The organism is Mycobacterium sp. (assembly GCF_019243155.1).
In the GTDB taxonomy this organism is placed as follows: Bacteria; Actinomycetota; Actinomycetes; order Mycobacteriales; family Mycobacteriaceae; genus Mycobacterium.
This window is the reverse complement of sequence record NZ_JAFAUS010000361.1, coordinates 1-25,390: the sequence shown is the minus strand read 5'-3', so window position 1 is coordinate 25,390 and position 25,390 is coordinate 1. Positions and strand designations below refer to the sequence as shown.

Sequence of the window (25,390 nt, the reverse complement as noted above, 5' to 3'; positions counted from 1 at the left end):
CCGGGGTAGGTGTTGCGGCGCCAGGTGCCCCCGACCCCGTCGTCGGCCTCGATGATCACCAGGTCGTCGATGCCCGCGCGGCGCAGCGCCACCGCCGCGCCCAGCCCGCCGAAGCCCGCGCCGATGATCGCGACCTTGGGTGGGCGTCCACGCCGGGTGGCTGCCCGCAGTCGGCCGAGGACGTACTTCACGACCCGGGCCCGCGGATGTCGAGGCCCGCCAGGTCGCCGTCGGCGCGCCACTGCGCCAAGACGTCGGCGTATTCGGTTGGCGCTCCGAAGAAGAAACTGCCCTGTCGAGTCTTGGCGTCCGCCTTGCCTTCTCGGTTGTAATAGCCGGGGGTGCAGGTTTTGGCGCGCTCGGCCGTCGCGGACGAACGGGCCACCACGGTATCGACCCAGGCGGCCTCGGCGGCGGACGATGCCTCGACCTCGGTGACGCCGTGTTCCAGGGCCCACGCGATGATCCACGCGGCGTGAGTAGCCTGCACGTCCAGCAAATAGGGAAAGTTCACCGTCAAGCCGGCCTGGGAGATACTCTCGATGAAGCAGTTCGGAAAACCGTTGGCGCACAAGCCCTGGAACGTGCGCACCCCGTCCCGCCACCGCTCGGTCAGGGTCAGGCCGTCGCGGCCGATCAACTCGAAGCCGGCGCGGCGGCAGTAATCGGTGCCCACCTCGAAACCCGTTGCGAAGATCAGGCAGTCGAGCTCGTAGGTCACTCCGTCGACGACGACGCCCGACTCGGTGATGCGCTCCACGCCACGCCCCCGGGTGTCGACCAGGGTGACATTGTCGCGGTTGAACGTCTGCAGGTACTCATCGTGGAAGCAGGGCCGCTTGCAGAAGTAGCCATACCAGGGTTTGAGCGCCTCGGCGGTGGCGCGGTCGGCGACGATCTCGTCGACGCGGGCGCGGATCTCGTCCATCTTGGCGAAGTCCGCGAGCTCGATGTCGCGGGACCGCTGCGCCGGATCGACCGACCCGTCGTCGTGCCGCATGACCGGAAGCTTGCGGGTGATGCTCGTCCAGGCGTCGGCGACGAGATCTTCGGGGGCCTGGCCGCCGGCCGTGAGGATCTGAAAGTTCTGAATACGCTCGCGTTGCCAACCCGGCTGTAATCCGTTCGCCCACTGCAGATCCGTAGCGCGGTTGGCGCGCACGTCCACCGACGAGGGTGTGCGCTGAAAGACGAACAGGCGCTGCGCCGCCGCCCCCAGATGCGGCACGCACTGGATCGCCGTCGCCCCGGTTCCGATGATGCCGACGCGCAAACCGGCCAGGTTCTCCAGCTTCTCGCCGGTGTAGCCGTAGTCCCACCGGCTGGTGTGGAACGTGTGCCCCCCGAAGGTTCCCAATCCGGGGATGCCGGGCAGCTTCGGTTTGGCTTGGTAGCCATTGGCCATGGAGACGAACTTCGCCCGCATCTCGTCGCCCCGGTCGGTGCGGATGATCCATCGAGAATCCGCCGCGTCCCAACGAATCTCATGCACGTCGGTTTGCAGGCATGCGTCCCGGTAGAGGTCGTAATGCTCGGCGACGCGCTTGCAGTGCGCGAAGATATCGGCGCCTTTGGCGTATTTCTCCGCCGGCATGTAGCCGAGTTCCTCCAGCAGCGGTATGTAGACGTAGGACTCGACATCGCAGGCGATCCCCGGATACCGGTTCCAGTACCAGGTGCCACCCACGTCGGCGGCTTTGTCGATCAGCCGCACGCTTCGCACGCCGAGCTCGCGCAGCCGCGCCCCGGTCAGCAGCCCCCCGAAGCCGGCGCCGACGATCGCGACGTCGACCTCGTCGGTGAGCGGCTCGCGGACGAACGTTCCGTCCACCCAGGGGTCTTCGGCAAACCGGGCGAACTCGCCCGCGATCTCGACGTACTGGTCGATTCCGTCAGGCCGGATTCTGCGCGCCCGCTCCTGGGCGTACTTGTCCCGCAGCGCATCGACGTCGATCGCGCACCCAACAGTCTCGGTCAAGGTCTCGACTCCGCTCTCCGTGAGCCGACTCTATAATCAATCGCTTGATCGTATCAAGGGATGGGCCTGCGCCCGAGCCCGAACGTGGCTAGGAACTGTCGAATAATGTGCCTCTGACCAGCACCTTGGCCGAATTCAGCGCGGCGTGGTACTCGTCGGCAGGCAGTGTGGCGGCCAATTCGGTGAGGCCGTAGACGAGCGCGTAGATCGCCTCGACGGCCGCCCGCGGATCCGGGCGATCACCAAGCTCACCACGCCGCTGCGCGTCCTCGACGACGGACTCGATGATCTCGTGGAACGCCTCGAACCCGGTGTTCTTCGGATGCCGCGCTTTTCGGTCGTCGGCGCCCGTGACGTTCTCCGCGCGGATCGCAAACTCGAAGGCGGCCAGGTCCGGGTATTCGCGCATCAGTTTCCCGCACTCGTCCAGCACCGCCGCGATTCGATCGATGACGTCACCGGGCCCTTCGGCGGCCCGGCGCACCCGCGGCATCGCCGCCTCGGCCCGGGTCGCGATCGTGGCCTTGATCAGTTCCGACTTGTTCGGAAAGTAGTTGTACAGGCTGGCACTGGTCACGTTCGCCAGGCGGGCGATCTCACGAATGGTCGCCTTCGCGTAACCGACCTCGGCCACGCATCGCATGGTGGCGACGATGATCCGCCGGCGGGTCTCCTCGCCGCTGGCGCCAACGGGGCGGCCCAGCTGTGTCCTTGCGCGCACATCGTCGAATATATTTGACCGACCCTTGATCCCGGAGGTGAGCGACCGTGAACCTCGCATTGGGAGAATTCTCGCGCGCGATCGACCTGGCCGGTGTGTTCGTCAACGCCGTGCTGGGTGGCGTCGTGGCCCGCGAATTCCGCATGGACCCTGTCGGATTCGTCGCGCTGGCGATCCTGTCGGGGCTCGGCGGCGGCCTGATCCGCGATGTTTTGTTGCAACACGGTCCGCCGGTGGCCTTGACCGACACGCTCTATGTGATCGTCGCCCTCGTGGGCGCGGCGGCCGCATTTTTGATTCCGCTGCGCGCCCGCATCTGGTCATTGACGTATCCGATCGTCGACGCGCTGGCCTTGGGCACCTGGGCGGTGGTGGGCGCGGAGAAGACGCTGAGCGTCGGATTGAGTTGGCTCCCTGCGGTTTTGCTCGGGACGATCAGCGCGGTCGGCGGTGGAGCGCTGCGCGACTTGGCGGTGAACCGCACCCCGGCGATCTTCGGTGGCAACACTTTGTACGCGACGTGCGCGGTGGCCGCGAGCGCCACCGTCGTCGTCTTCACGCGTTATGGCCTGACACCACAGGGCGAACTGGCGGGGATCCTCGTCGGCTCGGGGTGGTGTCTACTGGCCAGATGGCGCGGCTGGCGGCTCGGGCAGGGGTTGACCGCCGAGTATTACCTGACTAGGCGCCAGCGCACGTGGCGCATTCGGCTCCGGACGCGGGCACGCCGTCGCGAGGACACCTGACGCATCGGCCGGGGCCAGGGTCTGAGTCGAATACAATCGAATGATCAATTCAGTCCCGGCTCACGGAGGTACAGGTGCCGCCGGCATGACCGTCACCCAACTCGGCCGCCCGGTGGGCGCAGATGGAGAGCAGACCCGCCGGCGAATCATCACCGCGGCAATGCGTTGCGTGGCCGAGGTCGGCTACTCGCAGGCGACGATCCGCGAGATCGCTCGCGCCGCCGGCATGACCAGCGGCAGCCTGTACCACTACTTTCCGAATAAGTCGGAGCTACTCAGCGCAACCGGCGCGCAGGTCGAGGAGATCGTCTTGCCGCGCTTGCGTGCGGCCGCAGCCGAGTCCGGCGACGTCGTCGACCGACTCGTCGCCGTGCTCGACGAGTCGGGCCGGCTCACCCGCGACTACCCGTACCTCACTCCCTTCCTGCGGGCGCTGCGCGCCGGCAGCACCGCCCGGCTACGACGCGGTGGCCCGCAGTACCCGGGTTCCAAAGCGCTGCACGATGTCGTCTCCGAGATCGTCGCGGACGCGAAAAGGCAAGGCAGACTGGCGCCGAAGACCGACATCCAATCGACGGTGGCAGCCATCTGCGCGCTGACCCGCGGACTGACGGAGCAGTCGGACCGACTGCGGCCCCAAGCCCACGAAGCGGCGCTGCAAGCAGCCAAGAAGCTGATCCGCGGAACACTGTTCACGACGTGCGAAAAGCACTGAGCTGCTTAGCGAACAGGTACTGCCCTACGCGTGAATGCGGCTGCTGCCAGCGAGTCACCCAGCGTCCACACCGCGACCCCGATCAACACCAGGTCCTTGAGCAGAAACTGGCCGGGCAATGCAGTGAGCACGGGAAGGCCGGCGTGTGGCGCGATCACCCCCGGGGTGGTGAACAGAAAGCTCAGCGTCCCCAGGAAGAGCACCACGGCCAGCGCGCTGCCCACCGCTGACGCCCGCGGCCACAGCGGCCGCAGCGCAATGAGAAGCGCGGCAACGATTTCCATCGTTCCCAGCCCACGCGCAACGGTGGTCACACTGAATACGTGGTAGACCCAACTCATCAGCGGGCTGTGCTCGATCAGCACGCGCGATTCCATCTTCACGTACTTGCCGTAGCCGATCCATGCCAGCACGACTACGAGGCCGTAACGGCTGATCAACTGTCCCAACCGAGTCAGCGTCAGTTCAAGCGAGTTCACTCATCTGTAGACGAGCGCCGTCGGTGTCCGGTTCAATCGCTCAGCCGGCGTAGCGATCCCGCAACTTGCCCAGCGTCTTTTCGATCCCCGACGCGTTGGCCTTTCGGAAACCCGTCCGCTCGTAGTACTTCAGCTTGTTCTTGAGCGCGCCGGCGTCGCGGTAGTCGAACGTCTCGGTCACGCTGGTCAGCGTCGGCGACAGGCTCTCGAACTCCCAGCGCCAGCGGTGGCCCAGCGGGTGGCGCCACTCGAACACCTCGTTGGGCTTCAGCGAGGTGATCGTGCTGGTGATGCGGTACGGCAGGCCGAACATCTTCATGTGCGTCGAAAATTTCGAGCCCTCGAGCAGTTGCGACGGCACCGTGATGTTGTCGCCCACCGTGCCCGACCCATCCAGTTCGTGGTGGCGCCGGGGATCGGCCACCATGGCGTACAGGTCGGCCACCGGCGCGGCCACTTCGACCCGCCGGCTCACCTGGTGCGGTCCTCGGTCGACAACTGTGACGGTCATGACGCCTCCTTCCGGCTATAGGAAGCAGCGTAACGAGGTTCTCAGTCTTGGGGGTCCGCAAAGTTCGGATCCCAAACGGGCGAGCGCACGGCCTTCGCCGGCCAGAAGCCTGACTTGATCAGCCGCGCCACCTCTTCGCGCAGCAAAACGCCGATCTTGGTAGCGAATTCACGCGGCACTTCGAGGGCCGCGCTCGCCGCGACGCCGAGATGGTGGTGCAACTCGGGTTCGTAGATGGCCGCGTAGCGCAGCCTGCCGGCTTCGACCTCGGGCCGGCACGCCGCCAACGGCATCACCGTGTAACCGAGCCCGGCCCCGACGAGTTGTTTCGCCACCTCGAGGGAATCGGTCGAAAAGCGGGTCGTGATGGAGACCTTGAGTCGTAATGCGGTGTTCTCCAATGTGTTCCGGATCCCGGTCGGCGCGCTGGGCACGATCAGCGGCAGCCTGGCCACCTCCGCGAAGCGGACGAGACGGTCGGGCGAAAGACCGGAGGCCGGACCGCCTACGAGAACCAGATCCTCGACCAGCAGCGGCCGGTAGAACAAGCGGTCATCCGGGATGGGATTGATGATCGCGAGGTCGACGGCGCCGTTGAGCAGACGCTGCACCAGGTCGTCGGTGTCGGCGACCGCGACGTGAAAGTGCACGTTGGGAAACGCCGCGCCGAGGCCGGCCAGCAGCGGCGCCGCGAGCACGCCCGCGGTGGTGGGCAACATCCCAAACAACAGTCCGCGCTCGATGCGCGCCAACGGTGATCCGGCATACTGCACCGCCAGTTCCAGTTGCCGCAACGGCGCGGCCGTCGACGAGCGCAGCCGTTCGCCCTCCTCGGTGAGCTCCACCCCCCGGCGGGTCCGGTGGAACAGCGTGATTCCGAGGTCTTCTTCGAGCAGGCGCACCTGCCGGCTCAGCGCGGGTTGCGCGATGCCGAGCGCGGTGGCGGCACGGGTGATCGAGCCCTCGTCGGCAATCCGCAGAAAGTATTTCAGCCGGTGGGTGTCCATTGCTCTCAACATCTACCAGCCATACAAAATCGGCATGGCTGGTTTCCCGAATTGGTATTACCGACTTGGCCCGATGTCGCAATATCGTCGGCGATGTGCGGACGGTGATGCCGTCCCGGTCTGAGTGAAGGAGATCGGCTTCGATGCAAACCGAGTCGGTGCAAGACGAGCAGGACTGGGTTCAACTGCTGGGATTGGACCGGCTTCCCGAACACATCGTGGGCAAGCGGGTCACCGAGTTGATGGACCTGTCCGGGAAGAAGGCCTTCGTCACCGGGGCCGGCGGTGACGGCCTGGGGCAGGCGATCGCCAATCGCCTTGCCGGCTGTGGGGCGGACGTCGCGCTCATCGGCCGGACCTTCGAGAAGGTGGAGCGTCGGGCGAAGGAAGTCGAACAACGCTGGGGTGTGCGGGCCATTCCGGTGAAGGCGGACATGTCCGACTGGGACCAGGTGCACGACGCCGTGCAGAAGGCCCACGGCGAACTCGGCGGGCTCGACATCATGGTGAACAACCCGGTGATGGTGGCGGCCAGCCCTTTTGAGCAGCAGACCAAACAAGAAATCGACTACACCGTGCTGGGCAGCCTGACCATGATGATGTACGGCGCGCACGCCGCGCTGCAGTACATGTTGCCGCAGGGCTCCGGCAAGATCATCAACATCGGCGCGGTCGGTGGCCGTATTCAGCACCGCGGGCTGGTCGTCTACAACTCCTGCAAAGCGGGGGTCATCGGATTCACCCGCAACCTCGCGCACGAGGTCGCGCCCCGCGGCGTCAACGTCTTGGCGGTGGCACCGGGAATCATGATCAACCCGGGAATGCGGCAGTACCTGCTCGATCCCCAGGACGACCGGCAGCGCGCGGGCCGCGACGCCATCCGGGAAGCGATCACCAACCTGGTCCAGCTCGGGCGCGCCTCGCTGCCCGAGGAATCCGCCAACATGGTCGCCTTCCTGGCCTCCGGGGCGGCCGACTACATGTGCGGGCAGACGATCGACGTCGCCGGTGGGCAGTGGATGGGTTGAGCCACAACGACTTTTCAAAAGGAGCGTACCGTGCTGTCCAGCAGCGAGCTGATGGATGAGGCGGGGCGGCAGTGCGGCCTCGCCGACTTCGGTGAGGACTCGTTCCGGGAGGGCCTCCAGATGCTGTTGTCCTCGCTGCGCGACGAGGCCCGGCTCAGCGAGCGCGGCCAACGGTTCTTGCATCACCGCATCGTGGGCCACCTGTCGCAGCGCCTGCAGGTCGAGGACTGGTATCGCCGACACCCGGAGATCGACGATGTACCCATCCGGGCGCCGCTGATCGGATTGGGTTTGCCGCGAACCGGATCCACCGCATTGTCGATGCTGCTGGCCCAGGATCCGGACGTGCGTTACCTACGCCGGTGGGAGTCGTCTCAACCGTGCCCCCCGCCGTCCACCGTGCACGGCATCGACCCACGCATCCCGACCGATGCGGGCGAGATGATCGGCACCCGTCACCACGTACCCGGCGATACGCATGGCCCGATGGAGTGTCACGAGCTGATGGCGCTGGACTTCAAGTCGCACATCTTCCAGTCGTTCGCCGAAATCCCCTCGTATTCAACATGGTTGGTGGAGGAGGCGGATCTCTCGACGACAATGCGGTATCAGCGCCGGGTGATGAAGCTGGTGCAATGGGGCGAGCCCGAACGCCCGTGGCGGTTGAAGTGCCCGTCCCACGTCCTGTGGCTCGATGCTTTGAACGCGGCCTTCCCGGACGCGCGCTTCGTGATGACGCACCGCGACCCCACCGACGTCATCTTGTCCGTCGCCGATCTCTATGCCGACATCATCGGCTCGTTCGCCTCCGAGATCGACCGCCCTTACATCGGCCGGCTCAACGTCGAGCATTGGTCCCTTGGCATGGACCGCGCCTTGACGTTTCGCGCGAACGGCGCCGATGATCGGTTCTACGACATCGACTTTCGTGCCATGCAGGCGGATCCGATCGGGGAGGTCACCGGGTTGTATGCCTGGTTGGGCGTACCGGTCTCGGATGTGTTCGAAGCGCGAATGCAGAGCTGGTGGGAGCAGGCCGCCACCGAACGCGAACCGAGCACACACGCCGATCCCACGGAATTCGGCATCGACCTCGAGGCGGTACGGCCTCGGTTCACCCGGTACGTGGACAGCGCCCGACGTTGGACAAAGCATCGATGAGGAGATCACATGGCTGTTGACCTGACGGGCGGTATCGACGCGTCGCGCGAGTACGTGCTGGCGGAGCGACCCGAGAATCCGGAGATGCGTGATTCGGTCAGCTTCTGGGTCGTCGACGACCGCGGCGAGATCGGCTTGCCGCGCATAGGAATTGAGGCGGTCGGCGCGAACTGGGACTCCCATGACGTGCAGGTCAATGTCGCCTTCCCCGACGGCCGGGTCTACCGGTTGCGCACCAACGGCCCCTCGTTGCCCACCGACGGTCCCGGCGGACCGGCCACGGTGCTCGGGGCCGGCGGCCTGGCGTTCCAGTGCATCGAGCCGTTCGGAATCTGGACGATGTCCTACGAGGGACCGGCCACCCAGACGTCCTCGGCCGACTTGGTCGAGGGCAAGAAGGCCGGCCCGACGGTCGACATCAGTTTTCGCGTCGAGGCGCAGATGGCCGTGCCTCCGTGGGTACAGGGTGCGCTGCAGCCCGACGCCGATACACAGCTCAAGTCCTCCTCGGTGGGCGACATGATGGGCGGGCCCCGCTATGAGCAGTTATTCACTGCCACAGGCGAATTCCGAACCGCCGGCGAGCGGCACCGCTTCACGGGCAGCGGGTTGCGAATCCGGCGCACCGGCGTGCGCAAGCTCGCCGGATTCTGGGGGCACTGCTGGCAGTCGGCCGTGTTCGGAAGCGGTAGGGCGTTCGGCTACATCGCCTACCCGCCGCGTCCGGACGGCCAACCCACCTTCAACGAGGCGTTCGTCTTCACCGGCGACGGCGAACTGATCGCGGCCCGAGCGGTGCAAGCCCCCTGGCTGACGCGGTTGAGGCCGCTGGGCGAGGACGTCTCGCTGGTGTTGGAGACCGCCGACGGTGTCATCGAGATCGGCGGCGAGACAGTGTTTTCCACGCACGACATCCATCACGACGACGACATGTACTCCATGCACGCCATGAAACAGGAGATGCCCAGCTTCCCGGCGCTGCAGCAGGCCGGGGTGCGCTACACCTGGGACGGCGAACAGGCCTATGGCATGCTCGAACGCTCCAACCCGCTGGACAAGATCGTTCGCGATTAGCGACACCGACGAAAGGAAGCCAAAACCTCGATGACTCAACTAATTCCGGGAAAGGTGGCACTGGTCACCGGCGCGGCGCGGGGGCAGGGCCGAGCGCACGCGGTACGCCTGTCCGCCGAGGGCGCCGACATCATCGCGGTCGACATCGCCGGACCCCTGCCGTCGAGCGTCCCCTACGACTCGCCGACACCCGACGATCTGACGGAGACCGCGCGACTGGTGTCCGCCAACGGCCGGAAAGTCATCACCGCCGCGGTCGACATCCGCGACATCGACGCGCTGAAGGCCGCCGTCGACGAAGCGGTCGGCCAGCTGGGGCGGCTGGATGTCATCGTCGCCAACGCCGGCATCTGCAGCCCCGCGCCCTGGGATCAGATCAGCCCGCAGGCGTTCCGAGACACCATTGACACCAACGTGATCGGAACATGGAACACGGTGATGGCGGGCGCGCACCACATCATCGGGGGCGGCCGCGGTGGGTCGATCATCCTGATCGGATCGGCGGCGGGCATCAAGATGCAGTCGTTCATGATCCATTACACGGCAAGCAAACACGCGGTCGTCGGGATGGCCCGTGCGTTCGCCGCCGAGCTCGGCCGGTACAACATTCGGGTCAACAGCCTGAACCCCGGAGCGGTGTCCACCCCGATGGGCACCGGGCGGATGCGCGAAGCCCTGCAGTCGGCGGCCGACGACTACCCCCACCTGCGCGGCTTGCACAAGCCGTTGCTGCCCGAAGGCATCGCCCAACCCGAGGACATCTCCGATGCCGTCGCATGGCTGGCCTCCGACCAATCGAGACTGGTTACCGCGACCCAGGTTTCGGTCGACATCGGGGTGGGTTACGTCTGATGCGCGGCGTACGGGACAAGACGTTCGTCATCGCCGGCGGGGCCACCGGGATCGGCGCGGCAACCGCCGAACGCCTTGCCGCCGAGGGTGCCTCGGTGGCCATCGGTGACGTCAACGTCGCCGGTGCCACCGCCGCCGCGCAACGCATCACCGAGTCCGGTGGCCGTGCCATCGCCGTCGAATTCGACCTCGCGGACGAGGGCTCAGTGCGCAGACTCGTCGATGCGACGATCGCGGAGTTCGGCACCATTCACGGTCTGCACAACGTGGGTGCCGACCTGTCCGAGGACAACCTGGGGCGCGACACCACGATCCTCGATACCGGCATGGACGTGAGGCTGCGCACCCTCGACGTGAACCTGCTCGGCTACGTTCGCACCATCCGCGCCGTGCTCCCGCATCTGCTCGAGCAAGGTGGCGGCAGCATCGTCAACACCTCATCCGGCGCGGCCCTGGGCAGCGATCCGTCGCATGTCGCCTACGGCGCCTCGAAGGCCGCCGTCAATCACCTCACACGGCACGTCGCGGTCAACTGGGGCAAGCACAACATCAGAAGCAACGGCGTCATGCCGGGCCTGGTGATGGGCGAAACCCAGGAGCGGCAGAACGACCTGCAACTGCAGCAGGCCTTCCTGATGTTCGGGAAGACCTCCCGCCTGGGCAGGCCCGACGACCTCGCCGCGGTCACCACCTTCCTGCTGTCCGAAGAGGCCGAGTGGATCACCGGCCAGGTCTGGTACATCGGCGGCGGGTCGCACCTGCGCCAGTAGCCACCCCGACACCCGCGCCGCCTTCCAGGCAGAATGTTGTGGTCATCCGCCCTGGCGGGCAGCGGGAAGGAGCGCCATGCCGACAAGCGAGTACCTGGTGAGCGGGATGAGCTGCACGCACTGCGAGGCCGCCGTCCAGAGCGAGGTGGCCCGGATCCCGGGGGTCGACGGCGTCGACGTCAGCGCCGACACGGGCCGGCTCGTCGTCACCAGTTCGGTACCCGTCGACGCGGCAGCGGTCCTCGGGGCGGTCGACGAGGCCGGGTACACGGCCGAATTGGTGGCATGACCTCGACCTCGGAAACCATCGAGCCGGCGGGCGAGGCGGACTCCATAGAGCTGGAAATCGCGGGGATGACGTGCGCCGCGTGCGCGGCCCGGATCGAAAAGAAACTGAACAAACTCGACGGCGTCGCCGGAACGGTCAACTACGCGACTGAGAAGGCCACTGTCACCGTCCCCGTCGGTTACGACCCACAGCTGTTGATCGCCGAGGTGGACAAGGCCGGCTACACGGCGTCGTTGCCGGAGCGGTCCCGCGAGCGGACTGTCGACGAACTCACATCGCTGCGCAACCGCCTCATCATCGCGACCGTGCTCACCATCCCCGTCATCGCCATGGCGATGATCCCGGCCGCGCAGTTCCGCTATTGGCAGTGGGCGTCGCTGGTCCTGGCCGCGCCGGTCGTCGTGTGGGGCGGGGGTCCCTTTCACGTGGCCGCCTGGGCCAATCTCAGGCGCGGCGTCGCGACCATGGACACCCTGATCTCGATCGGGACCCTGGCCGCGTTCGGATGGTCGCTGTACGCCCTGTTCTTCGGCACGGCCGGGCGGCCGGGCATTCACCAGGGCTTCGAGATGACCGTGCGCCCTGGCGGCGGCGAGGCCAACATCTACCTCGAAGTCGCCGCGGGCGTGACTCTGTTCGTCCTGGCCGGCCGCTATTTCGAGAAGCGCTCGCGGCGGACGGCCGGCGCCGCGCTGCGCGCCCTGCTGGAACTCGGGGCCAAGGACGTCGCGGTCCCGATCGATGGCGACGAGACCCGCGTCCCCGTCGAGCAACTCGCGGTGGGCGACGAGTTCGTGGTGCGCCCGGGAGAGAAGATCGCCACCGACGGGATCGTCGTCTCAGGGTCCTCGGCGGTCGACCTCTCGATGCTGACCGGCGAGTCCGTCCCGGTTGAGGTGGGTGCGGGCGACGCCGTCATCGGCGCCACGGTCAACGCCGGCGGCCGGCTGGTCGTGCGCGCCACCAAGGTCGGCACCGACACGCAGCTGGCGCAGATCGCCAAGCTCGTCGAGGAGGCTCAATCCGGCAAGGCCGAGGTGCAGCGGCTCGCGGATCGCGTCTGCGGCGTGTTCGTTCCGGTCGTCATCGCGATCGCCGTGGCCACGCTCGCCGCCTGGCTCGCGGCGGGTGGGGCGTTCACCGCGGCCCTGACCGCGGCCGTCGCGGTGCTCATCGTCGCCTGCCCGTGCGCGCTCGGGCTCGCGACGCCGACCGCCCTGCTGGTCGGCACCGGGCGCGCGGCTTCGCTCGGCGTGCTCATCAAGGGACCTGAAGCGCTGGAGTCCACCCGCAGTATCGACACGATCGTGCTCGACAAGACCGGCACCGTGACCACCGGCGCGATGACCCTCGTCGACGTGATCTGCGCGCCCCAGACCGACCGCGACACACTGCTGCGGCACGCGGGCGCGTTGGAAGGCGCCTCCGAGCATCCCGTCGCGCGGGCGATCGCCACAGCCGCCAGAGCCGAACTCGGCGCCCTGCCCAAGGCACGCGACTTCACTGCTGTGGAAGGCAACGGAGTGTACGGCCGCGTCGACGACCACGCCGTCATCGTCGGGCGCGAAGCGATGCTGGCCGAGCGTGGTCAGCAGCTGGACGCCGTGCTGGCGTCGGCCAAAGCCGACGCCGAGCGCGACGGGCAGACCGTCGTCGCCGTCGGGTGGGACGGCCGCGCGCGCGGCGTCCTGGTGGTCGCCGACGCCGTCAAACCCACCAGCGCCGAAGCGGTGCGGTGGTTCGAACGGCTGGGCTTGACGCCGGTGCTGCTGACCGGCGACAACAAGGCGGTCGCCGATCACGTCGCCCGCCAGGTCGGCATCGACCGGGTCATCGCAGAAGCCCTTCCCGCCGACAAGGTCGCGGCCGTTAAGCGTCTGCAGTCCGAGGGCAAGGTCGTCGCCATGGTCGGCGACGGCGTCAACGACGCCGCGGCGCTGGCCGCCGCGGATCTGGGGTTGGCCATGGGCACCGGCACCGACGTCGCGATCGAGGCCGCCGACCTCACTGTGGTCCGCGGCGACCTGCGCGCCGCCGTGGACGCGATCCAGCTGACGCGGCGCACCCTGACGACCATCAAAACCAACCTGGTGTGGGCCTTCGGCTACAACATCGCAGCTATCCCCCTCGCCGCGCTCGGCATGCTCAACCCGATGCTCGCGGGCGCAGCCATGGCGTTCTCCAGCGTTTTCGTCGTCGCCAACAGCCTGCGGTTGCGCTCGTTCACCAGCGTCATCACAGCCAGGCAACCGGGCTACACGCCGAAAAGGGCGAACTGATGGGCGCAGGTCATATGGGATAGTTGGTGCCACCATCCGTGGTCTTTCGACCACGAGAGACGGGTTGATAACCGGGCCAGCCTCGCGCTGCGATCGATCTAGCAAAGGCACTTCCACCGTTGGACCAATTCCTCGGACAACTGTCCCTGCTGCACGGCTGGTTTCCGCTGACCGTGCAGGGAGTTGCGCTGCTCGTGCTGATCATCGCGATCCAATGGCGTGCGCGGCGCTGGCTCAAGCGGGTTCTCCCGGCCGCGCTGATCGCGGCCGTCGGGGTGACCGCGCTGGCGTATTGGTACATCACCTCACTCGGGGTGGCCGGTGACCCCGCACCGACCGCGCTGTGGCTCTGGATCGCGCTGGGCGGATTGGCCGCCGCGGTCGCGTTGCTGGGCTGGCCGGGTAACCGCTGGTGGCGCCGCGGGCTCGCGGTGCTGGCGGTACCGCTGTGCGTGTTGTGCGCGGGCCTCTCGCTGAACGGTTGGGTGGGCTACTTCCCGACTGCGCTGGCCGCGTGGAACCAATTGACATCGGTGCCGCTGCCCGACGAGATCGATCGGCTGCGGGTCACCGAGATGCAGGTCGCCGGGACGAGGCCGAACAAGGGCGTGGTGGTGCCGGTCAACATCGACGACAGTGCCCCCTATGCCTCCCACTTCGCCCACCGCCGCGAACTGGTGTACCTGCCGCCCGCGTGGTTCAACAGCAATCCGCCACCGCGGCTACCGGGGGTGATGATGATCGGCTCCGCCTTCAACACCCCGGCCGACTGGCTGGGCCCGGGTGGTGCCTTCACCGCTATCGACAACTTCGCCGCCGCCCATCGCGGGTTCTCCCCGGTGCTGGTGTTCGTGGATCCCACCGGCTCATTCGACAACGACACCGAGTGCGTGAACGGCGCCCGCGGCAATGCCGCCGACCATCTGACCAAGGACGTCGTGCCGTTCATGGCATCGAACTTCGGTGTAAGCGCCGATCGGAACAACTGGGGGGTTGCCGGGTGGTCGATGGGCGGTACCTGCGCCGTCGACCTGGCCGTCATGCATCCGGAGGTGTTCAGCGCGTTCGTGGACATCGCCGGTGACCGCGCGCCCAGCATCGGCTCGAAGGAGGCAACCCTCGCCAAGCTGTTCGGCGGCGACACCGCGGCGTACGCCGACTTCGACCCGATCACCGTCATGAATCGACATGGCCGCTACACCGGGCTGTCCGGCTGGTTCGACATCCCGGGGTCGCCGGGCGCACGCAACATGGCCGAGTCGACGAACCCGGATCTGGCGGCGGTGAACTCCGACCCGTCCGCCAATCCGGAAGGCCAGGACGCCGCCGCCAACGAGCTGTGCCAGACCGCCACCGCCCACGGCATCAGCTGCGCGGTGGTCAGCCAGGCGGGCAAGCATGATTGGCCGTTCGCCGCCCAGGCATTTGAAGCGTCACTCCCATGGCTGGCGTCGGTGCTGGGTACGCCCGCTGTCGAGCCGGTACAGCTACCACGAAGCGGCGATGCGGAACCGCACTAATTCCTGCTGATCACTTCGTGACCATTTCGATACGAATTCACAGCTAACCCTTCCGTACCGCATCCGGCGGATTGACCTGGGCAATGGTACGGTTCGCTGCTGTGGCTCCGAAGTTTCGCGCACTGAGCGCCCGCGGCGCGGGACCTGCTGTGCATCGTGCTTCGATCGACCCCGTCTGGTGCCGGGTATGAACCGCCGCAAGTTTTTGGGATCGCTCGCGGCGTCGGTCGTCGCCGGTGTGGGCGCCGCCCGGCTCGTGGTCGACCCGTCGCCGCGAACGTTCGCACAGGCGCCGACGGACTTGGTGCCTACCTCCGGCCCCACCGCCCCGTCGGCGCTTTTGCCGCCCCCGCCGTTGAGCGCTCGCATCCCACTGCCAGGCGGCGGAGCACTCATGAAGATCCCCGGAGACGGGGATCTTCTCGCACTGACGGTCGATGACGGCGTCAACAGCGATGTCGTGCGCGCCTACACGCAGTTCGCGAAGGACACCGGCGTGCGGCTCACCTACTTCGTCAACGGGATCTACAACTCCTGGACGGACAACAAGGAGATGTTGCAGCCGTTGGTCGACAGCGGACAGATCCAGCTCGGCAACCACACCTGGTCGCACCCGGATCTGACCACACTTTCGAAAGAGCAGATCGCCCAACAGATCACGCGCAACGACGAATTCCTCAAGAACACCTACGGCATCGGCGCCAAGCCTTACTGGCGGCCGCCGTACGCCAAACGCAACGCGGCCGTCGACGCGGTCGCCGCCGACCTCGGCTACACCGTCCCGACCCTGTGGTCGGGCTCGCTGTCGGACTCCACCCTCATCACAGAGGAATATATCGTGAAGATGGCCGACCAGTACTTCACGCCGCAGTCCATCGTCATCGGTCACCTCAACCATCTGCCGGTCACGCACGTCTACCCGGAGCTCGTCGACATCATCCGCTCCCGGGACCTGCGCACCGCAACGCTCAACGACATTTTCCTCAAAACCCCGTAGCGCCAACGGCATTACGCGTCGAAGTCACCCGATTCCGCCTGCAACAACAGCACCAGGGTTTCCCGTAGCTCTCCCAATCGCTTTGAGCCCAAGGCCTTTTCCCACCGCTTCTCCACATCAAGGGCGTTGGAACGCATCACCCGCAGGGCCTGTCGACCGCGCGGCGTCAGCTCGATGATCTGGGCGCGGGCATCGACCGGGTCGGGCACCCTGCTGACATAGCCGTGCCGCTCCAGCGCCGCGACCCCCTGGGCCACGGCCTGGCGGCTCACCCGCAGCTGATCGGCCAGGTCCGATGCGTGCAGTCCGCCGGCCACCAGCGGCACCAACGCCACAGCCTGCGCCGGGCGAATGCCGTCGAGTCCGGCCGCCGCGAACGCGGCACGCAGATGCGGGCCCCCGGACGCGGCCACCAGGTTCACCAGCGCCGGAACGGTGGGCTGCCACTCGGCGTCCTTTTCGCGTCGCATGGCGTATGAGTGTGCCATCCCCGAGAAAATTGACAAGCCACTTGTCAAAATCGGATGCGACTGCCACGATGTGCTCATGCGATCTGGCTACGTTCGGGTGCTCGCGTTGTGTCTTCTGCCGGTACTGGTGGCCGTGCTCGGCGGCTGCCTGGGCGGCGGGCACGCGCTGGGAAACCCTGGCTCCCAATCGATCCCGGTTGGGCAGTCCAGTCAGACCATCGAGGCGGGCGGGGTCAGCCGAACCTTTGACCTCTACCGGCCGCAGGGGTTGCCCGATGGGGCGCCGCTGGTGGTGATGCTGCACGGCGGCTTCGGCAACGGCGCGCAGGCAGAGCGCTCCTACAACTGGGACAACGAGGCGGACAACGGGCACTTCCTGGTGGCCTACCCCGACGGAATCCTGCGCGCCTGGAACGCCGGGAGCTGCTGCGGCGAACCCCAGCGCACGAACGCCGATGACGTCGGTTTCATCACCGCGATGGTCGGAACGATCGAACAACAGATCCCCATCGATCGAGCGCGGATCTATGTCACCGGCATGTCGAACGGCGCCATGATGGCGCTGCGGCTGGGTTGCCAGACGGACACCTTCGCCGCGATCGCTCCGGTGGCGGGCACCCTGCTGTCCGACTGCTCGGGCGCGCGGCCGACATCCGTCCTGCAGATCCACGGCACCGCCGACGACCGGGTTCCGTATAACGGTGGACCCGGAAAAGCGTTCACGGCCAACGGAACTGCGCGCGTCGACGGCCCATCGGTGGAGTCCGTCAACGCGACCTGGCGTGGCATTGACGGGTGCGGGGCGCCGAACTCGACCACCGCCGGAGACGTCACGACCCAGATCGCAGGCTGCCGGGACGGGCGCACCGTCGAGTTGATCTCGGTGGCCGGCGCGGGTCATCAATGGCCCGGCGGTCAACCAAGCCCCATCGTGGAGAAGCTCGGCGGCATTCCCGCGCCCTCGACGGCGCTGGCCGCCACCGACACCATCTGGCAATTCTTCACGCAAAATCACCGTTAATAGGCGGCACAATCTCTAAAATTTTAGAGATTGGTCTTCCGCTGACCGGATTCGATTGTTACCGTTCCGTAATGCGCCGGGTCGGGGGAGTTTTCACAGTCCTGCTGCTTATTTCCTGCACCCTGTTCGGTGGCGGAATTGCGCGCGCGGATGGGGACGAGCCGCGATACGCGGAGTTCTACACCCCGCCCGATCCGCTGCCACCCGGGCAGCCGGGCGACCTGATCCGCACCGAGCCGTCGCGGCTGGTGCTGGAGCCGTCCGGTCAGCTGGGTGCGATCATGGCCACCGGGACGCGAATCATGTACCGCAGCACCGATACCCGGGGCAATCCGATCGCGGTCACCGGGACCTACTTTGAGCCCTACAACCAGTGGCCGGGCGGCGGGCCACGGCCGCTGATCAGCTACGCGCCCGGCACGCAAGGGCAGGGTAATCAGTGCGCACCGTCGCGAATGTTCAATCAAGGCATTCATTATTCGGGCGGCTGGGACATCATGTTCAACTACGAGGAGCTCTTCGTCGCCACGATGGTGGCGCGTGGCTTCGCCATCGTGATGACCGACTACGAGGGCCTGGGCACGCCCTCGATGCACACGTACGTGGGTCGGGTGGCCGAGGGCCAGGCCGTGCTCGACGCCGCCCGCGCGGCAATGAAACTTCCCGGGACCTCGCTGGATCCACATGGGCCAGTTGCTCTTTGGGGTTACTCGCAGGGCGGCGGCGCGTCAGCGTCGGGTGCCGAACTCGCCTCGCAGTATGCCCCCGATTTACATATCGTCGGTACCTACGCGGGGGCGCCGCCGGCCAACCTCAAAGAGTTACTGCCCTACGCGGACGGCAGCGTCCTCGTCGGCGTGGTCGGCTACGCGCTCAACAGTGTGATGGCCGCCTACCCCGAATTCGCCGACACCATCCGGTCGAAAATGACGCCGCGCGGCCTGGCAATGCTCGAATCGGTGTCGCGTCAATGCGTCGGCCAGACCCTCATCGATTTCATGTTTCGCCACATCCAGCCTTATTTCACCGAGGACATCAATCAATTGGTGAACGAAGAACCCTTCAACAGCCTGTTCGAAGCGCAGAAGCTCGGGCGCTTCAAACCCAACGCGCCCGTCCTGATCGACAGCAACCGTTACGACCCGCTGGTGCCGTGGACCGCGGCGAACCAGCTCGGCCGTGACTGGTGCGCCCAGGACGCCGATGTGGACTTCCGCACCAACGAGGAGCCGCCTTTCCTCAACAAGCTCGTCATCAATCACGCGCTGCCGATGCTCGTCGACGGTGAACCCGCGATGCAATGGATCGCCGCGCGGTTCAACGGCGCACCCACCACGCCGAACTGCGGCCAGTTCTAGCAAACCAGCGCGCTCCAGGTGCTGCCGTCACCCCCGGATAGACTGGGTCGCATCGCTGCACGTAGAAAGCACAACGCGCCCGAGAGACGCCGCCAGCTCGCCGACGCCGCGATTGAACTGCTCGGCAGCGACGGTGTCCACGGGGTCAGCCACCCTAAGGTCGACGAACGCGCCGACGTTCCGCCGGGCACCGCGTCGTTCTACTTCAGGACCCGCAAGGCGCTGCTGCAGGCCATCGCGACCCGCCTGGCCGAACTCGACCTGGCGGACTTCTCCTTGATGACCGAGTTGGCAGACAATCAGTCGACGCAATTCACCGGCACCGCCGGCCTCGCCCGCATCGTCATGTACGTGAACAGCGAACCTTGGCTGACCCGCGCCAAGGCCCGCTACGAGCTCGCATTGCTCGCCGGCCGAGACCCGGAACTCGCCGAGATCCTCGACGAGTCGGCGGGGCGGCTCTACGGCCTGGCGCGCGACGTGGTTACCCAATGGCACGCGGGCGAGAGCGCGCCGGATCCCGCGCTGATCTCCGACCAGGCAACCGCCACACTAGCTTTCATCAACGGCGTCATGCTCACTTTCGTCGCGGGTCAGCCCGCCGTCGATAGCCCCGAGCACCTGGACCGCCTCATCCAGGGCGTCATCGCAGGCATCGCTCATGTGCACCGCGCCTGACGGGATCCAGGTCGCCAGACGCGTGATCGCGGTGGTCGCGATTGTCCTGTGCGTGTCGTGCGCGGGACCGCGCGGCCGGGGCGCGCACCCGACGACGCCGGGAAAACCGCTCGGGCACAGCGGATGTGGCCCGCCGATCGCAACCCAGGTCTTTCAACAAGACGCCTTCGGGGTCAATTGGTCCAAGGCCGGCAACCTGATCGCGTTCAACGCCAAGGCCGATGACGGCCTCTTCCACATCTATACGGTCAAGCAGGACGGCTCCAGCCGAACTCAGTTCGGACTGGGGTCCGCGGCCTTCCCGCAACGCACCACCGGATCGCCTGCGTGGAGCCCGTCGGGGCGATACATCGCCTTCGCCGCCGAAAAGCCCACTCACCCAGGCAACTCCGTTGGCGCCACGCCCGGATGGGGCAGCTACTCGGATCTGTGGGTAGCCACCTCCGACGGTTCACGCGCATGGCGCCTCACCAACGTCCCGGTCGACAAGGATCACGGCACACTGCTGCCGGAATTTTCACCCGACGGCCGGTTGCTCGAATGGACCGAACGCACCGCGGCGGGCAGGCCCCTTGTCCCGAATCGCTTTGCCGGGTACTGGATCATCAAGGTCGCGGATTTCAATGTCGCGCAAGACGGCACACCTACGCTGTCCCACATCCGTACAATTTCGCCTCCTGGCGACGCGTTCAACGAGACAGGCGGCTTCTCAGCGGATTCCGCGTCCATCGTGTTCACGAGCGACTTCGAGACGCACAACTTCTGGAGTAGTCAGATCTACCGCCTGGACCTTGCGTCCGGCGCGACTACGCGCTTGACACGAGGCGACAGCTACAACGAACATCCTCGCTTCACGCCGAGCGCGCAGGTGCTGTGGATGACCAACGCCGACAACCCATCCCGCGGTACCGACTGGTGGACCATGAACGCCGACGGTTCGGACGCGCAGCGCCTGAGCGACTTCAACAGTGGCGACACCCGGGGGTTCGGCGGCAAGCAGGTCTGGGCGACGGTGGTCCAGACGGCGGACTGGAGCCCCGATCAGCGCTACTTCTACGGCGACGTCGAGACCAATTTGCTGAACTCCGACAGCGTAATCGTTCGGGCTTCGCTCACCTGCCGGTCGCCGTGAGCGTCACTTCTCGTCCAAGATCCCGTTGATGATGTGGTGCAGCACCTCTCGGGTTTCGCGACGGACGCGTTTCGGATCGTCGGCGGTGGCGATGACCATCGCCGCCTCGTCCAGCGCGCCGATCAGCACGTGCGCCAACGGCCGCACCGGCTGGCGGGCCAACTGGCCGGTCCTGATCGCCTCGCTGAGCAACTGTTCGGTCATGCCCAGGCTGTACCGCTGGGCGACGTCACGGAACTCCGCCCAGCCGAGCACGCTCGGAGCATCCAGCAAGATCAACTGACGCACCTCGGGATCGCCCGAGACGTCGAGCCACGCGTCGACCGCGGCGCGGATCGCGTCGGCCGGGGTCGTCACCGCCGACTCGGCCACCACGAGGGCCATCCGGGCCATCACGTCCTGCTCCACGACCTCGACGACCTCGCGGAATAGTGCTGCCTTGTCGGCGAATTGGTGGTACATCGCGCCTCGGGTGACTCCCGCGGCGGTGGCGATCTCCGGGGTCCCGACGTCGGCGTAACCGCGCAGCCCCCACAGCTTGCGGGCAGCCGCGATCAGCGCGTCGCGGGTTGCCGCGGAGCGCTCTTCCTGAGTGCGTCTCTTGCTTTCCATACAGCCTGTTGGTAACTTACGAACAGACAGTCTGTTTGTAAATGTACCTCTGATATAGGAGTTCTCTATGTCGACGATCGACATTAGTGCCGGGACCATTCATTACGAAGCAACCGGACCCGAGAACGGCAGGCCGGTCGTCTTCGTGCACGGCTACATGATGGGCGCCCAGCTGTGGCGGCAGGTCAGCGATCGGCTCGCCGATCTGGGTCTGCGGTGCATCGCCCCGACGTGGCCGTTGGGCGCGCATCCCGTGCCGCTGCGCGAAGGCGCCGATCGAACCATCAACGGCGTCGCGGGCATGGTCGCCGAGGTGCTGACCGCGCTGGACCTGCAGGACGTGGTGCTGGTGGGCAACGACACCGGCGGGGTCGTCACGCAACTGGTGGCCGTGCACCATCCCGAGCGACTGGGTGCGCTGGTGCTCACGAGTTGCGATGCGTTCGAACACTTTCCGCCGCCGATCCTCAAACCGGTGATCCTGGCCGCCAAATCGAAGACGGTGTTCCGCACCGCAATGCAGGCCATGCGCGCACCGATCGCCCGCAAGCGTGCCTTCGACGGCTTGGCGCACAGCAACATCGACGAACTGACCCAGCTTTGGGTGCGCCCGGCGATGTCGCTGCCGGCGGTCGCCGAGGACCTGCGCCAGTTCACGTTGTCGCTGCGCACCGAGGTGACGACGGGCGTGGCGGCCCGTCTGCCCGAGATCGACAAGCCGACCCTCATCGCGTGGTCGGCAGACGATGTGTTCTTTGAGCAGGAAGACGGCGCCCGGCTGGCCGCGACCATTCCCAACGCCCGCCTGGAGATCATCGAGGGAGCCCGGACGTTCTCCATGCTCGACCAGCCGGACCGGCTCGCCAATCTGCTGTTGACGGTCGCCGTTCGCACGTAATCGACTCGCCCCCGCGGTGTAGCGGTAGCGTCTTGGCCATGTCAGATGCGACGCCGCCGCTGCACGGCCGGCGAATCCTGGTTACCGGTGGCGCGACCGGAATCGGCGCGGCCGCCGTCGGAGTGCTCACCGAAGCGGGGGCGAGTGTCGCCGCCACCTATCACCAGACACCGCCGCCGGAACATCTCGCGGCCGCGTGGTTGCAGTGCGACGTTCGGGACAACGACGCGGTTTCGGCGATGGTTCGACAGGCGGCCGACCGGCTCGGCGGCCTGGACGTCCTGGTGAACGCCGCCGGACTGTGGCAGCCGGGAATCCCCGGCTACATTGGCGTCGAGGAGATCTCATTCCTGTTGGACACCAACGTCAAGGCGACCATCCTCACGAACCAGGCCGCATACTCGGTGATGAAGGACCAAGATCCCAAGGGCGGCAAGATCATCAACTTCGGGTCGTCCGAAGCCGTTATGGGCAGCCCGATCTCGGCCGTCTACGCGGCGACCAAGGGCGCGGTCCAGGCGTGGACGCGATCGGCCGCCAAAGCCTGGGCCGGCGACAATGTCACCGTCAACGCGTTGGCGCCGGCGGTGCAGACACCCGGCGCCGACCGCTTGCGGGACTTCCTCGGTCCGCAAGCCGCCGCCCTCATCGACCAACAAATGCAGATGATGATCCCGCTCGGTGGCGCACTGGGCGAACCCGCCCGCGATGTCGGGCCGATGCTGGTCTTCTTGGCCGGTCCCGGTTCGGGTTTCATCACCGGACAATTGCTTGCCGTCGACGGGGGCCTGATGATGGTGGGCGGATAGGCGTTCAGCCGTATCAGTTTTGGCTGTTGTCTTTCGATTGGCTACCGCGACGACGCTGGCCGGAGAGGCCGGCCGCCCGCGATTGTGAAACTTCGTCACGTAGTTCGCGCGCTCGATTCCGGAGCAGGACCAACGATCTGTGAAGTTCAAACAACATGAGTCAATGATCGCGCCCCGACGTGAACGGACCCGGCACAAACGCGGTCTGCGCGAGGGAATCCTGGGCGAAGTGGGTATGAAAACTTCCACAACACGAGGTGGTTCCCCCGGCCCGCGGTCCACAGAGGACTGAGGTTCGCGATGGTCGTACGGGCGGCAGATGGCCACCTTCCAGTCGTGATCGCAGCGCCCGGGAAGGACCGAATCCTATGGCGGGTCGGCTATTACACCGACCCGCTCGGCTTCACTCCAATCGAGCTGTACGAATTCAGTCACCGTTCGACGACATCCGCCGCCGATACCGACCCAAACTGCTCGGCTGGTCAAGTGGCGGTAAGTGGTTTGCCTGCAGCTTCCCACGATTGCAGCCGGTCCTGAATGAAGGCATATTGTTTGGCGGCGGTGGGCAACGCGGTAATTGTTTGCTGCGGGTTCTCGCTCGATTCGGAGCGAACGGGCAGCGTGGCCGCGGAGACGGCCTTGGCACTCAGAAATGAACTGGGCGCCTCACCGATCGGGGCGGAGCCGCTCTGCAAGACGGGATCAGCCGCCTTGGGTGGGGTGATGTCCTTCAACGGGTCGTCGCGGCGTGGTTTGGACAAAGTGAGGATGTGCCCGAGGTGCGGCGCGACAGCGTCCCGCTTGCCTAGCGGGCCGAGATTGAAGCGGGCTCGCAGGGTCGAAATGATTGATGTGTGGTCGTAGGGCGGGCTGCCGGCGCGTGCCCGAAAGACGGTTCCGGCCCGAATCAGGGGGGACACGATGACCGCCGGGACGCGGACTCCGAAGCGTGTGAAGTCGAAGCCTGCTTGGACGTTGTTATCTGGCGGAGTAGCGCCTGTTTCGGGGGGAACGTGGTCGTAATTTCCTCCGTGCTCGTCATAGGTGATGATGAGTACGCTCTTCTCCCAGATGGCCTGATTGTTTCGCAGCGCTGTGTAGACGTCGAAGATGAGCTGTTCGCCCACGGCCATATTTGAGACCGGGTGCTGGTCGTTCTCTACCTGAAAGTTGTGTTGGTCGTTGGCTTGGGTGGTGGCCGCCGCAGTGTTGCTGCCAGGATAGGTAGCCCACTCGGGCTCGAGGTAGCTGAAGGCCGCCAACCGCCCGCTGGCCGCGTCGTTCTGGAATTTATCGAACCCGGACTTCACGGCGCACCCAACACCAGGAGAGACGGTATCGGGAAAGTCATTGGCGGTCAGGGGGCGACCGGAGTAGCCATAAATCGTCCAGGTCTGGCCGGCCTCGCCAAGTTTCCCGAACACTGAGGGCGTGTTGAACGCTGGCGCGCCGCGAGCCGAGTTGTCGACGTAACCCAGCGATGTTCCGGCAACGGCGAACGCACGATTGGGGAAGGTCTGGGTGGGAACCGATGCGAACCATCGGTCACAGACGGCAAAACCTTTGGCCAGCCCGCTGAGTACGGGCAGTGTCTCGGGCGAGTACATGCCCATGATCGAGGACGGCTGCGCACCGACGAGCTTGGGGTCGAGTGGATGGGCGGGTTTGGTGAGCGCGGAAGCGAAGCTGGTGACGAAGCCGTTGTTGGTTGCCTTCCCACTGGCGGGGGCTTTAGGGCAACTAAACAGCTGTTCGTTGGTTGCGGTGAATCCCTCGGCGGGATTCGCTAGCGGGTAGTAGTAGGCGTTTGGGTCTTGCGGCGTGATCGGGTACACCGATACCGCATAGCCGGCACAGTCGCGATTAGATTCTGTGCCGTCCAGGCCGTCGAAAGTGTCGGATTTGGGGTAGAGATAGCCGAGCAGGTGGTCGAACGACCGGTTCTCCAGCATGAGCAGGATGACGTGGTCGATTGACTCCAGTCCAGTCATCGATGGCGCCTTTCATGTAGTCCATTCTCATGCGCGGTTCCGGGATGCGCGCGAACGCCGACCGTGGCCTCCCCGCCTAAAGTCCGGCGCCGTTCGCTGAGATGTATTCCCGCCCAAACAATTTGATTTCCCTGTGAATGGGTTTTACTTGATCGTCGTCGTCGTGAGCAATGCGCGCGGGTGGTTTCAGTGTCCGGAGCGCCGTCACGGAGACGGTCAATGATCGTCATGGACACACTGGCCGACCCACAGCTCGACCGGCCCACCTTCTGGGAGCCCTGCCAGCAGGAGCAG

26 protein-coding genes are annotated in these 25,390 nt (G+C 66.2%); 17 read left to right on the top strand and 9 right to left on the bottom strand.

The window, feature by feature from the left end:
• The 3 genes from JOZ00_RS18725 to JOZ00_RS18715 form a co-directional block, all read right to left on the bottom strand.
• The coding region (locus JOZ00_RS18725) for an FAD-dependent oxidoreductase (RefSeq protein ID WP_293346253.1) at positions 1–191 on the bottom strand (191 nt) is incomplete at its 3' end.
• The gene (locus tag JOZ00_RS18720) at positions 188–1,978 is read right to left on the bottom strand and encodes an NAD(P)/FAD-dependent oxidoreductase (RefSeq protein ID WP_293346251.1); all 1,791 of its coding nucleotides are present in this window, start codon (positions 1,976–1,978) and stop codon (positions 188–190) included. The genes JOZ00_RS18720 and JOZ00_RS18725, both read right to left, overlap by 4 nt.
• 88 nt (positions 1,979–2,066) lie before the next feature.
• Positions 2,067–2,699, bottom strand: coding sequence for a TetR/AcrR family transcriptional regulator (locus JOZ00_RS18715; protein ID WP_293346249.1), 633 nt, complete (start codon positions 2,697–2,699; stop codon positions 2,067–2,069).
• A gap of 47 nt (positions 2,700–2,746) precedes the next feature.
• Between JOZ00_RS18715 and JOZ00_RS18710 the strand changes: the two genes are divergently transcribed.
• Complete coding sequence (locus tag JOZ00_RS18710) at positions 2,747–3,445, top strand: TRIC cation channel family protein (protein ID WP_293346247.1); 699 nt, start codon at positions 2,747–2,749, stop codon at positions 3,443–3,445.
• 85 nt (positions 3,446–3,530) lie between these two features.
• Entirely contained in the window at positions 3,531–4,160 is a 630-nt protein-coding gene (locus JOZ00_RS18705; protein WP_293346245.1) for a TetR/AcrR family transcriptional regulator, read from the top strand.
• 5 nt (positions 4,161–4,165) lie between these two features.
• Here JOZ00_RS18705 and JOZ00_RS18700 read toward each other — a convergent pair whose 3' ends face one another.
• The 3 genes from JOZ00_RS18700 to JOZ00_RS18690 are packed head-to-tail and all read right to left on the bottom strand — an operon-like array spanning position 4,166 to position 6,157.
• Positions 4,166–4,639 carry a DUF417 family protein gene (locus JOZ00_RS18700; RefSeq protein ID WP_293346243.1) on the bottom strand — a complete coding sequence of 158 codons (474 nt, stop codon included), beginning with the start codon at positions 4,637–4,639 and terminating at the stop codon, positions 4,166–4,168.
• A 40-nt stretch (positions 4,640–4,679) separates the two neighbouring features.
• Entirely contained in the window at positions 4,680–5,150 is a 471-nt protein-coding gene (locus tag JOZ00_RS18695; protein WP_293346241.1) for an SRPBCC family protein, read from the bottom strand.
• 41 nt (positions 5,151–5,191) lie between these two features.
• Positions 5,192–6,157, bottom strand: coding sequence for a LysR family transcriptional regulator (locus JOZ00_RS18690; RefSeq protein ID WP_293346257.1), 966 nt, complete (start codon positions 6,155–6,157; stop codon positions 5,192–5,194).
• 143 nt (positions 6,158–6,300) lie between these two features.
• Here JOZ00_RS18690 and JOZ00_RS18685 point away from each other — a divergent pair, with 143 nt between their 5' ends.
• The 9 genes from JOZ00_RS18685 to JOZ00_RS18645 all read left to right on the top strand — a co-directional run bounded on the left by JOZ00_RS18685 (position 6,301) and on the right by JOZ00_RS18645 (position 16,127).
• The gene (locus JOZ00_RS18685; protein WP_293346239.1) at positions 6,301–7,185 is read left to right on the top strand and encodes an SDR family NAD(P)-dependent oxidoreductase; all 885 of its coding nucleotides are present in this window, start codon (positions 6,301–6,303) and stop codon (positions 7,183–7,185) included.
• 30 nt (positions 7,186–7,215) lie between these two features.
• Positions 7,216–8,346 (top strand): sulfotransferase, encoded by a 1,131-nt coding sequence (locus JOZ00_RS18680; protein ID WP_293346237.1) that lies wholly within the window; start codon positions 7,216–7,218, stop codon positions 8,344–8,346.
• A gap of 9 nt (positions 8,347–8,355) precedes the next feature.
• Positions 8,356–9,420, top strand: a complete 1,065-nt coding sequence (locus tag JOZ00_RS18675; RefSeq protein ID WP_293346235.1) for a hypothetical protein — start codon at positions 8,356–8,358, stop codon at positions 9,418–9,420.
• A 30-nt stretch (positions 9,421–9,450) separates the two neighbouring features.
• Positions 9,451–10,272, top strand: a complete 822-nt coding sequence (locus JOZ00_RS18670) for a mycofactocin-coupled SDR family oxidoreductase (RefSeq protein ID WP_293346233.1) — start codon at positions 9,451–9,453, stop codon at positions 10,270–10,272.
• Positions 10,272–11,042 (top strand): SDR family oxidoreductase, encoded by a 771-nt coding sequence (locus tag JOZ00_RS18665; protein ID WP_293346231.1) that lies wholly within the window; start codon positions 10,272–10,274, stop codon positions 11,040–11,042. Before JOZ00_RS18670 ends, JOZ00_RS18665 begins: the two co-directional genes overlap by 1 nt.
• Positions 11,043–11,118: 76 nt before the next feature.
• Positions 11,119–11,331 (top strand): heavy metal-associated domain-containing protein, encoded by a 213-nt coding sequence (locus JOZ00_RS18660; RefSeq protein ID WP_293346229.1) that lies wholly within the window; start codon positions 11,119–11,121, stop codon positions 11,329–11,331.
• Positions 11,328–13,610 (top strand): heavy metal translocating P-type ATPase, encoded by a 2,283-nt coding sequence (locus JOZ00_RS18655; protein ID WP_293346227.1) that lies wholly within the window; start codon positions 11,328–11,330, stop codon positions 13,608–13,610. Before JOZ00_RS18660 ends, JOZ00_RS18655 begins: the two co-directional genes overlap by 4 nt.
• Positions 13,611–13,729: 119 nt before the next feature.
• Complete coding sequence (locus tag JOZ00_RS18650) at positions 13,730–15,130, top strand: alpha/beta hydrolase-fold protein (RefSeq protein ID WP_293346225.1); 1,401 nt, start codon at positions 13,730–13,732, stop codon at positions 15,128–15,130.
• A gap of 187 nt (positions 15,131–15,317) precedes the next feature.
• The gene (locus tag JOZ00_RS18645; protein ID WP_293346223.1) at positions 15,318–16,127 is read left to right on the top strand and encodes a polysaccharide deacetylase family protein; all 810 of its coding nucleotides are present in this window, start codon (positions 15,318–15,320) and stop codon (positions 16,125–16,127) included.
• An 11-nt stretch (positions 16,128–16,138) separates the two neighbouring features.
• Here the strand turns inward: JOZ00_RS18645 and JOZ00_RS18640 are convergent, their stop codons facing one another.
• Complete coding sequence (locus tag JOZ00_RS18640) at positions 16,139–16,597, bottom strand: MarR family winged helix-turn-helix transcriptional regulator (RefSeq protein ID WP_293346221.1); 459 nt, start codon at positions 16,595–16,597, stop codon at positions 16,139–16,141.
• A gap of 76 nt (positions 16,598–16,673) precedes the next feature.
• Here JOZ00_RS18640 and JOZ00_RS18635 point away from each other — a divergent pair, with 76 nt between their 5' ends.
• The 4 genes from JOZ00_RS18635 (at position 16,674) to JOZ00_RS18620 (ending at position 20,786) form a co-directional block, all read left to right on the top strand.
• Positions 16,674–17,618, top strand: coding sequence for a PHB depolymerase family esterase (locus JOZ00_RS18635; protein WP_293346219.1), 945 nt, complete (start codon positions 16,674–16,676; stop codon positions 17,616–17,618).
• Between the two features lie 71 nt (positions 17,619–17,689).
• A complete protein-coding gene (locus JOZ00_RS18630; RefSeq protein WP_293346217.1) occupies positions 17,690–18,976 on the top strand; it encodes a lipase family protein in 1,287 nt (428 codons plus the stop codon).
• Between the two features lie 111 nt (positions 18,977–19,087).
• Positions 19,088–19,654, top strand: coding sequence for a TetR family transcriptional regulator C-terminal domain-containing protein (locus tag JOZ00_RS18625; RefSeq protein ID WP_293346255.1), 567 nt, complete (start codon positions 19,088–19,090; stop codon positions 19,652–19,654).
• Positions 19,638–20,786 carry a hypothetical protein gene (locus JOZ00_RS18620; protein ID WP_293346215.1) on the top strand — a complete coding sequence of 383 codons (1,149 nt, stop codon included), beginning with the start codon at positions 19,638–19,640 and terminating at the stop codon, positions 20,784–20,786. Before JOZ00_RS18625 ends, JOZ00_RS18620 begins: the two co-directional genes overlap by 17 nt.
• 3 nt (positions 20,787–20,789) lie before the next feature.
• Here JOZ00_RS18620 and JOZ00_RS18615 read toward each other — a convergent pair whose 3' ends face one another.
• Entirely contained in the window at positions 20,790–21,398 is a 609-nt protein-coding gene (locus JOZ00_RS18615; protein WP_293346213.1) for a TetR/AcrR family transcriptional regulator, read from the bottom strand.
• A 67-nt stretch (positions 21,399–21,465) separates the two neighbouring features.
• Here JOZ00_RS18615 and JOZ00_RS18610 point away from each other — a divergent pair, with 67 nt between their 5' ends.
• Together JOZ00_RS18610 and JOZ00_RS18605 are read left to right on the top strand one after the other, a co-directional pair.
• Complete coding sequence (locus tag JOZ00_RS18610; RefSeq protein ID WP_293346211.1) at positions 21,466–22,296, top strand: alpha/beta hydrolase; 831 nt, start codon at positions 21,466–21,468, stop codon at positions 22,294–22,296.
• A 38-nt stretch (positions 22,297–22,334) separates the two neighbouring features.
• Positions 22,335–23,105, top strand: a complete 771-nt coding sequence (locus JOZ00_RS18605) for an SDR family oxidoreductase (protein ID WP_293346210.1) — start codon at positions 22,335–22,337, stop codon at positions 23,103–23,105.
• Between the two features lie 482 nt (positions 23,106–23,587).
• Here JOZ00_RS18605 and JOZ00_RS18600 read toward each other — a convergent pair whose 3' ends face one another.
• Positions 23,588–25,096 carry an alkaline phosphatase family protein gene (locus JOZ00_RS18600; protein ID WP_293346209.1) on the bottom strand — a complete coding sequence of 503 codons (1,509 nt, stop codon included), beginning with the start codon at positions 25,094–25,096 and terminating at the stop codon, positions 23,588–23,590.
• Between the last annotated feature and the right edge of the window lie 294 nt (positions 25,097–25,390).

Coding starts and splice junctions, on each gene's coding strand:
- JOZ00_RS18705 (WP_293346245.1), top strand. CDS start 3,531: ATGACCGTCACCCAACTCGGCCGCCCGGTGGGCGCAGATGGAGAGCAG.
- JOZ00_RS18695 (WP_293346241.1), bottom strand. CDS start 5,150: ATGACCGTCACAGTTGTCGACCGAGGACCGCACCAGGTGAGCCGGCGG.
- JOZ00_RS18690 (WP_293346257.1), bottom strand. CDS start 6,157: ATGGACACCCACCGGCTGAAATACTTTCTGCGGATTGCCGACGAGGGC.
- JOZ00_RS18685 (WP_293346239.1), top strand. CDS start 6,301: ATGCAAACCGAGTCGGTGCAAGACGAGCAGGACTGGGTTCAACTGCTG.
- JOZ00_RS18675 (WP_293346235.1), top strand. CDS start 8,356: ATGGCTGTTGACCTGACGGGCGGTATCGACGCGTCGCGCGAGTACGTG.
- JOZ00_RS18670 (WP_293346233.1), top strand. CDS start 9,451: ATGACTCAACTAATTCCGGGAAAGGTGGCACTGGTCACCGGCGCGGCG.
- JOZ00_RS18665 (WP_293346231.1), top strand. CDS start 10,272: ATGCGCGGCGTACGGGACAAGACGTTCGTCATCGCCGGCGGGGCCACC.
- JOZ00_RS18660 (WP_293346229.1), top strand. CDS start 11,119: ATGCCGACAAGCGAGTACCTGGTGAGCGGGATGAGCTGCACGCACTGC.
- JOZ00_RS18655 (WP_293346227.1), top strand. CDS start 11,328: ATGACCTCGACCTCGGAAACCATCGAGCCGGCGGGCGAGGCGGACTCC.
- JOZ00_RS18645 (WP_293346223.1), top strand. CDS start 15,318: ATGAACCGCCGCAAGTTTTTGGGATCGCTCGCGGCGTCGGTCGTCGCC.
- JOZ00_RS18640 (WP_293346221.1), bottom strand. CDS start 16,597: ATGCGACGCGAAAAGGACGCCGAGTGGCAGCCCACCGTTCCGGCGCTG.
- JOZ00_RS18635 (WP_293346219.1), top strand. CDS start 16,674: ATGCGATCTGGCTACGTTCGGGTGCTCGCGTTGTGTCTTCTGCCGGTA.
- JOZ00_RS18630 (WP_293346217.1), top strand. CDS start 17,690: ATGCGCCGGGTCGGGGGAGTTTTCACAGTCCTGCTGCTTATTTCCTGC.
- JOZ00_RS18620 (WP_293346215.1), top strand. CDS start 19,638: ATGTGCACCGCGCCTGACGGGATCCAGGTCGCCAGACGCGTGATCGCG.
- JOZ00_RS18615 (WP_293346213.1), bottom strand. CDS start 21,398: ATGGAAAGCAAGAGACGCACTCAGGAAGAGCGCTCCGCGGCAACCCGC.
- JOZ00_RS18610 (WP_293346211.1), top strand. CDS start 21,466: ATGTCGACGATCGACATTAGTGCCGGGACCATTCATTACGAAGCAACC.
- JOZ00_RS18605 (WP_293346210.1), top strand. CDS start 22,335: ATGTCAGATGCGACGCCGCCGCTGCACGGCCGGCGAATCCTGGTTACC.
- JOZ00_RS18600 (WP_293346209.1), bottom strand. CDS start 25,096: ATGACTGGACTGGAGTCAATCGACCACGTCATCCTGCTCATGCTGGAG.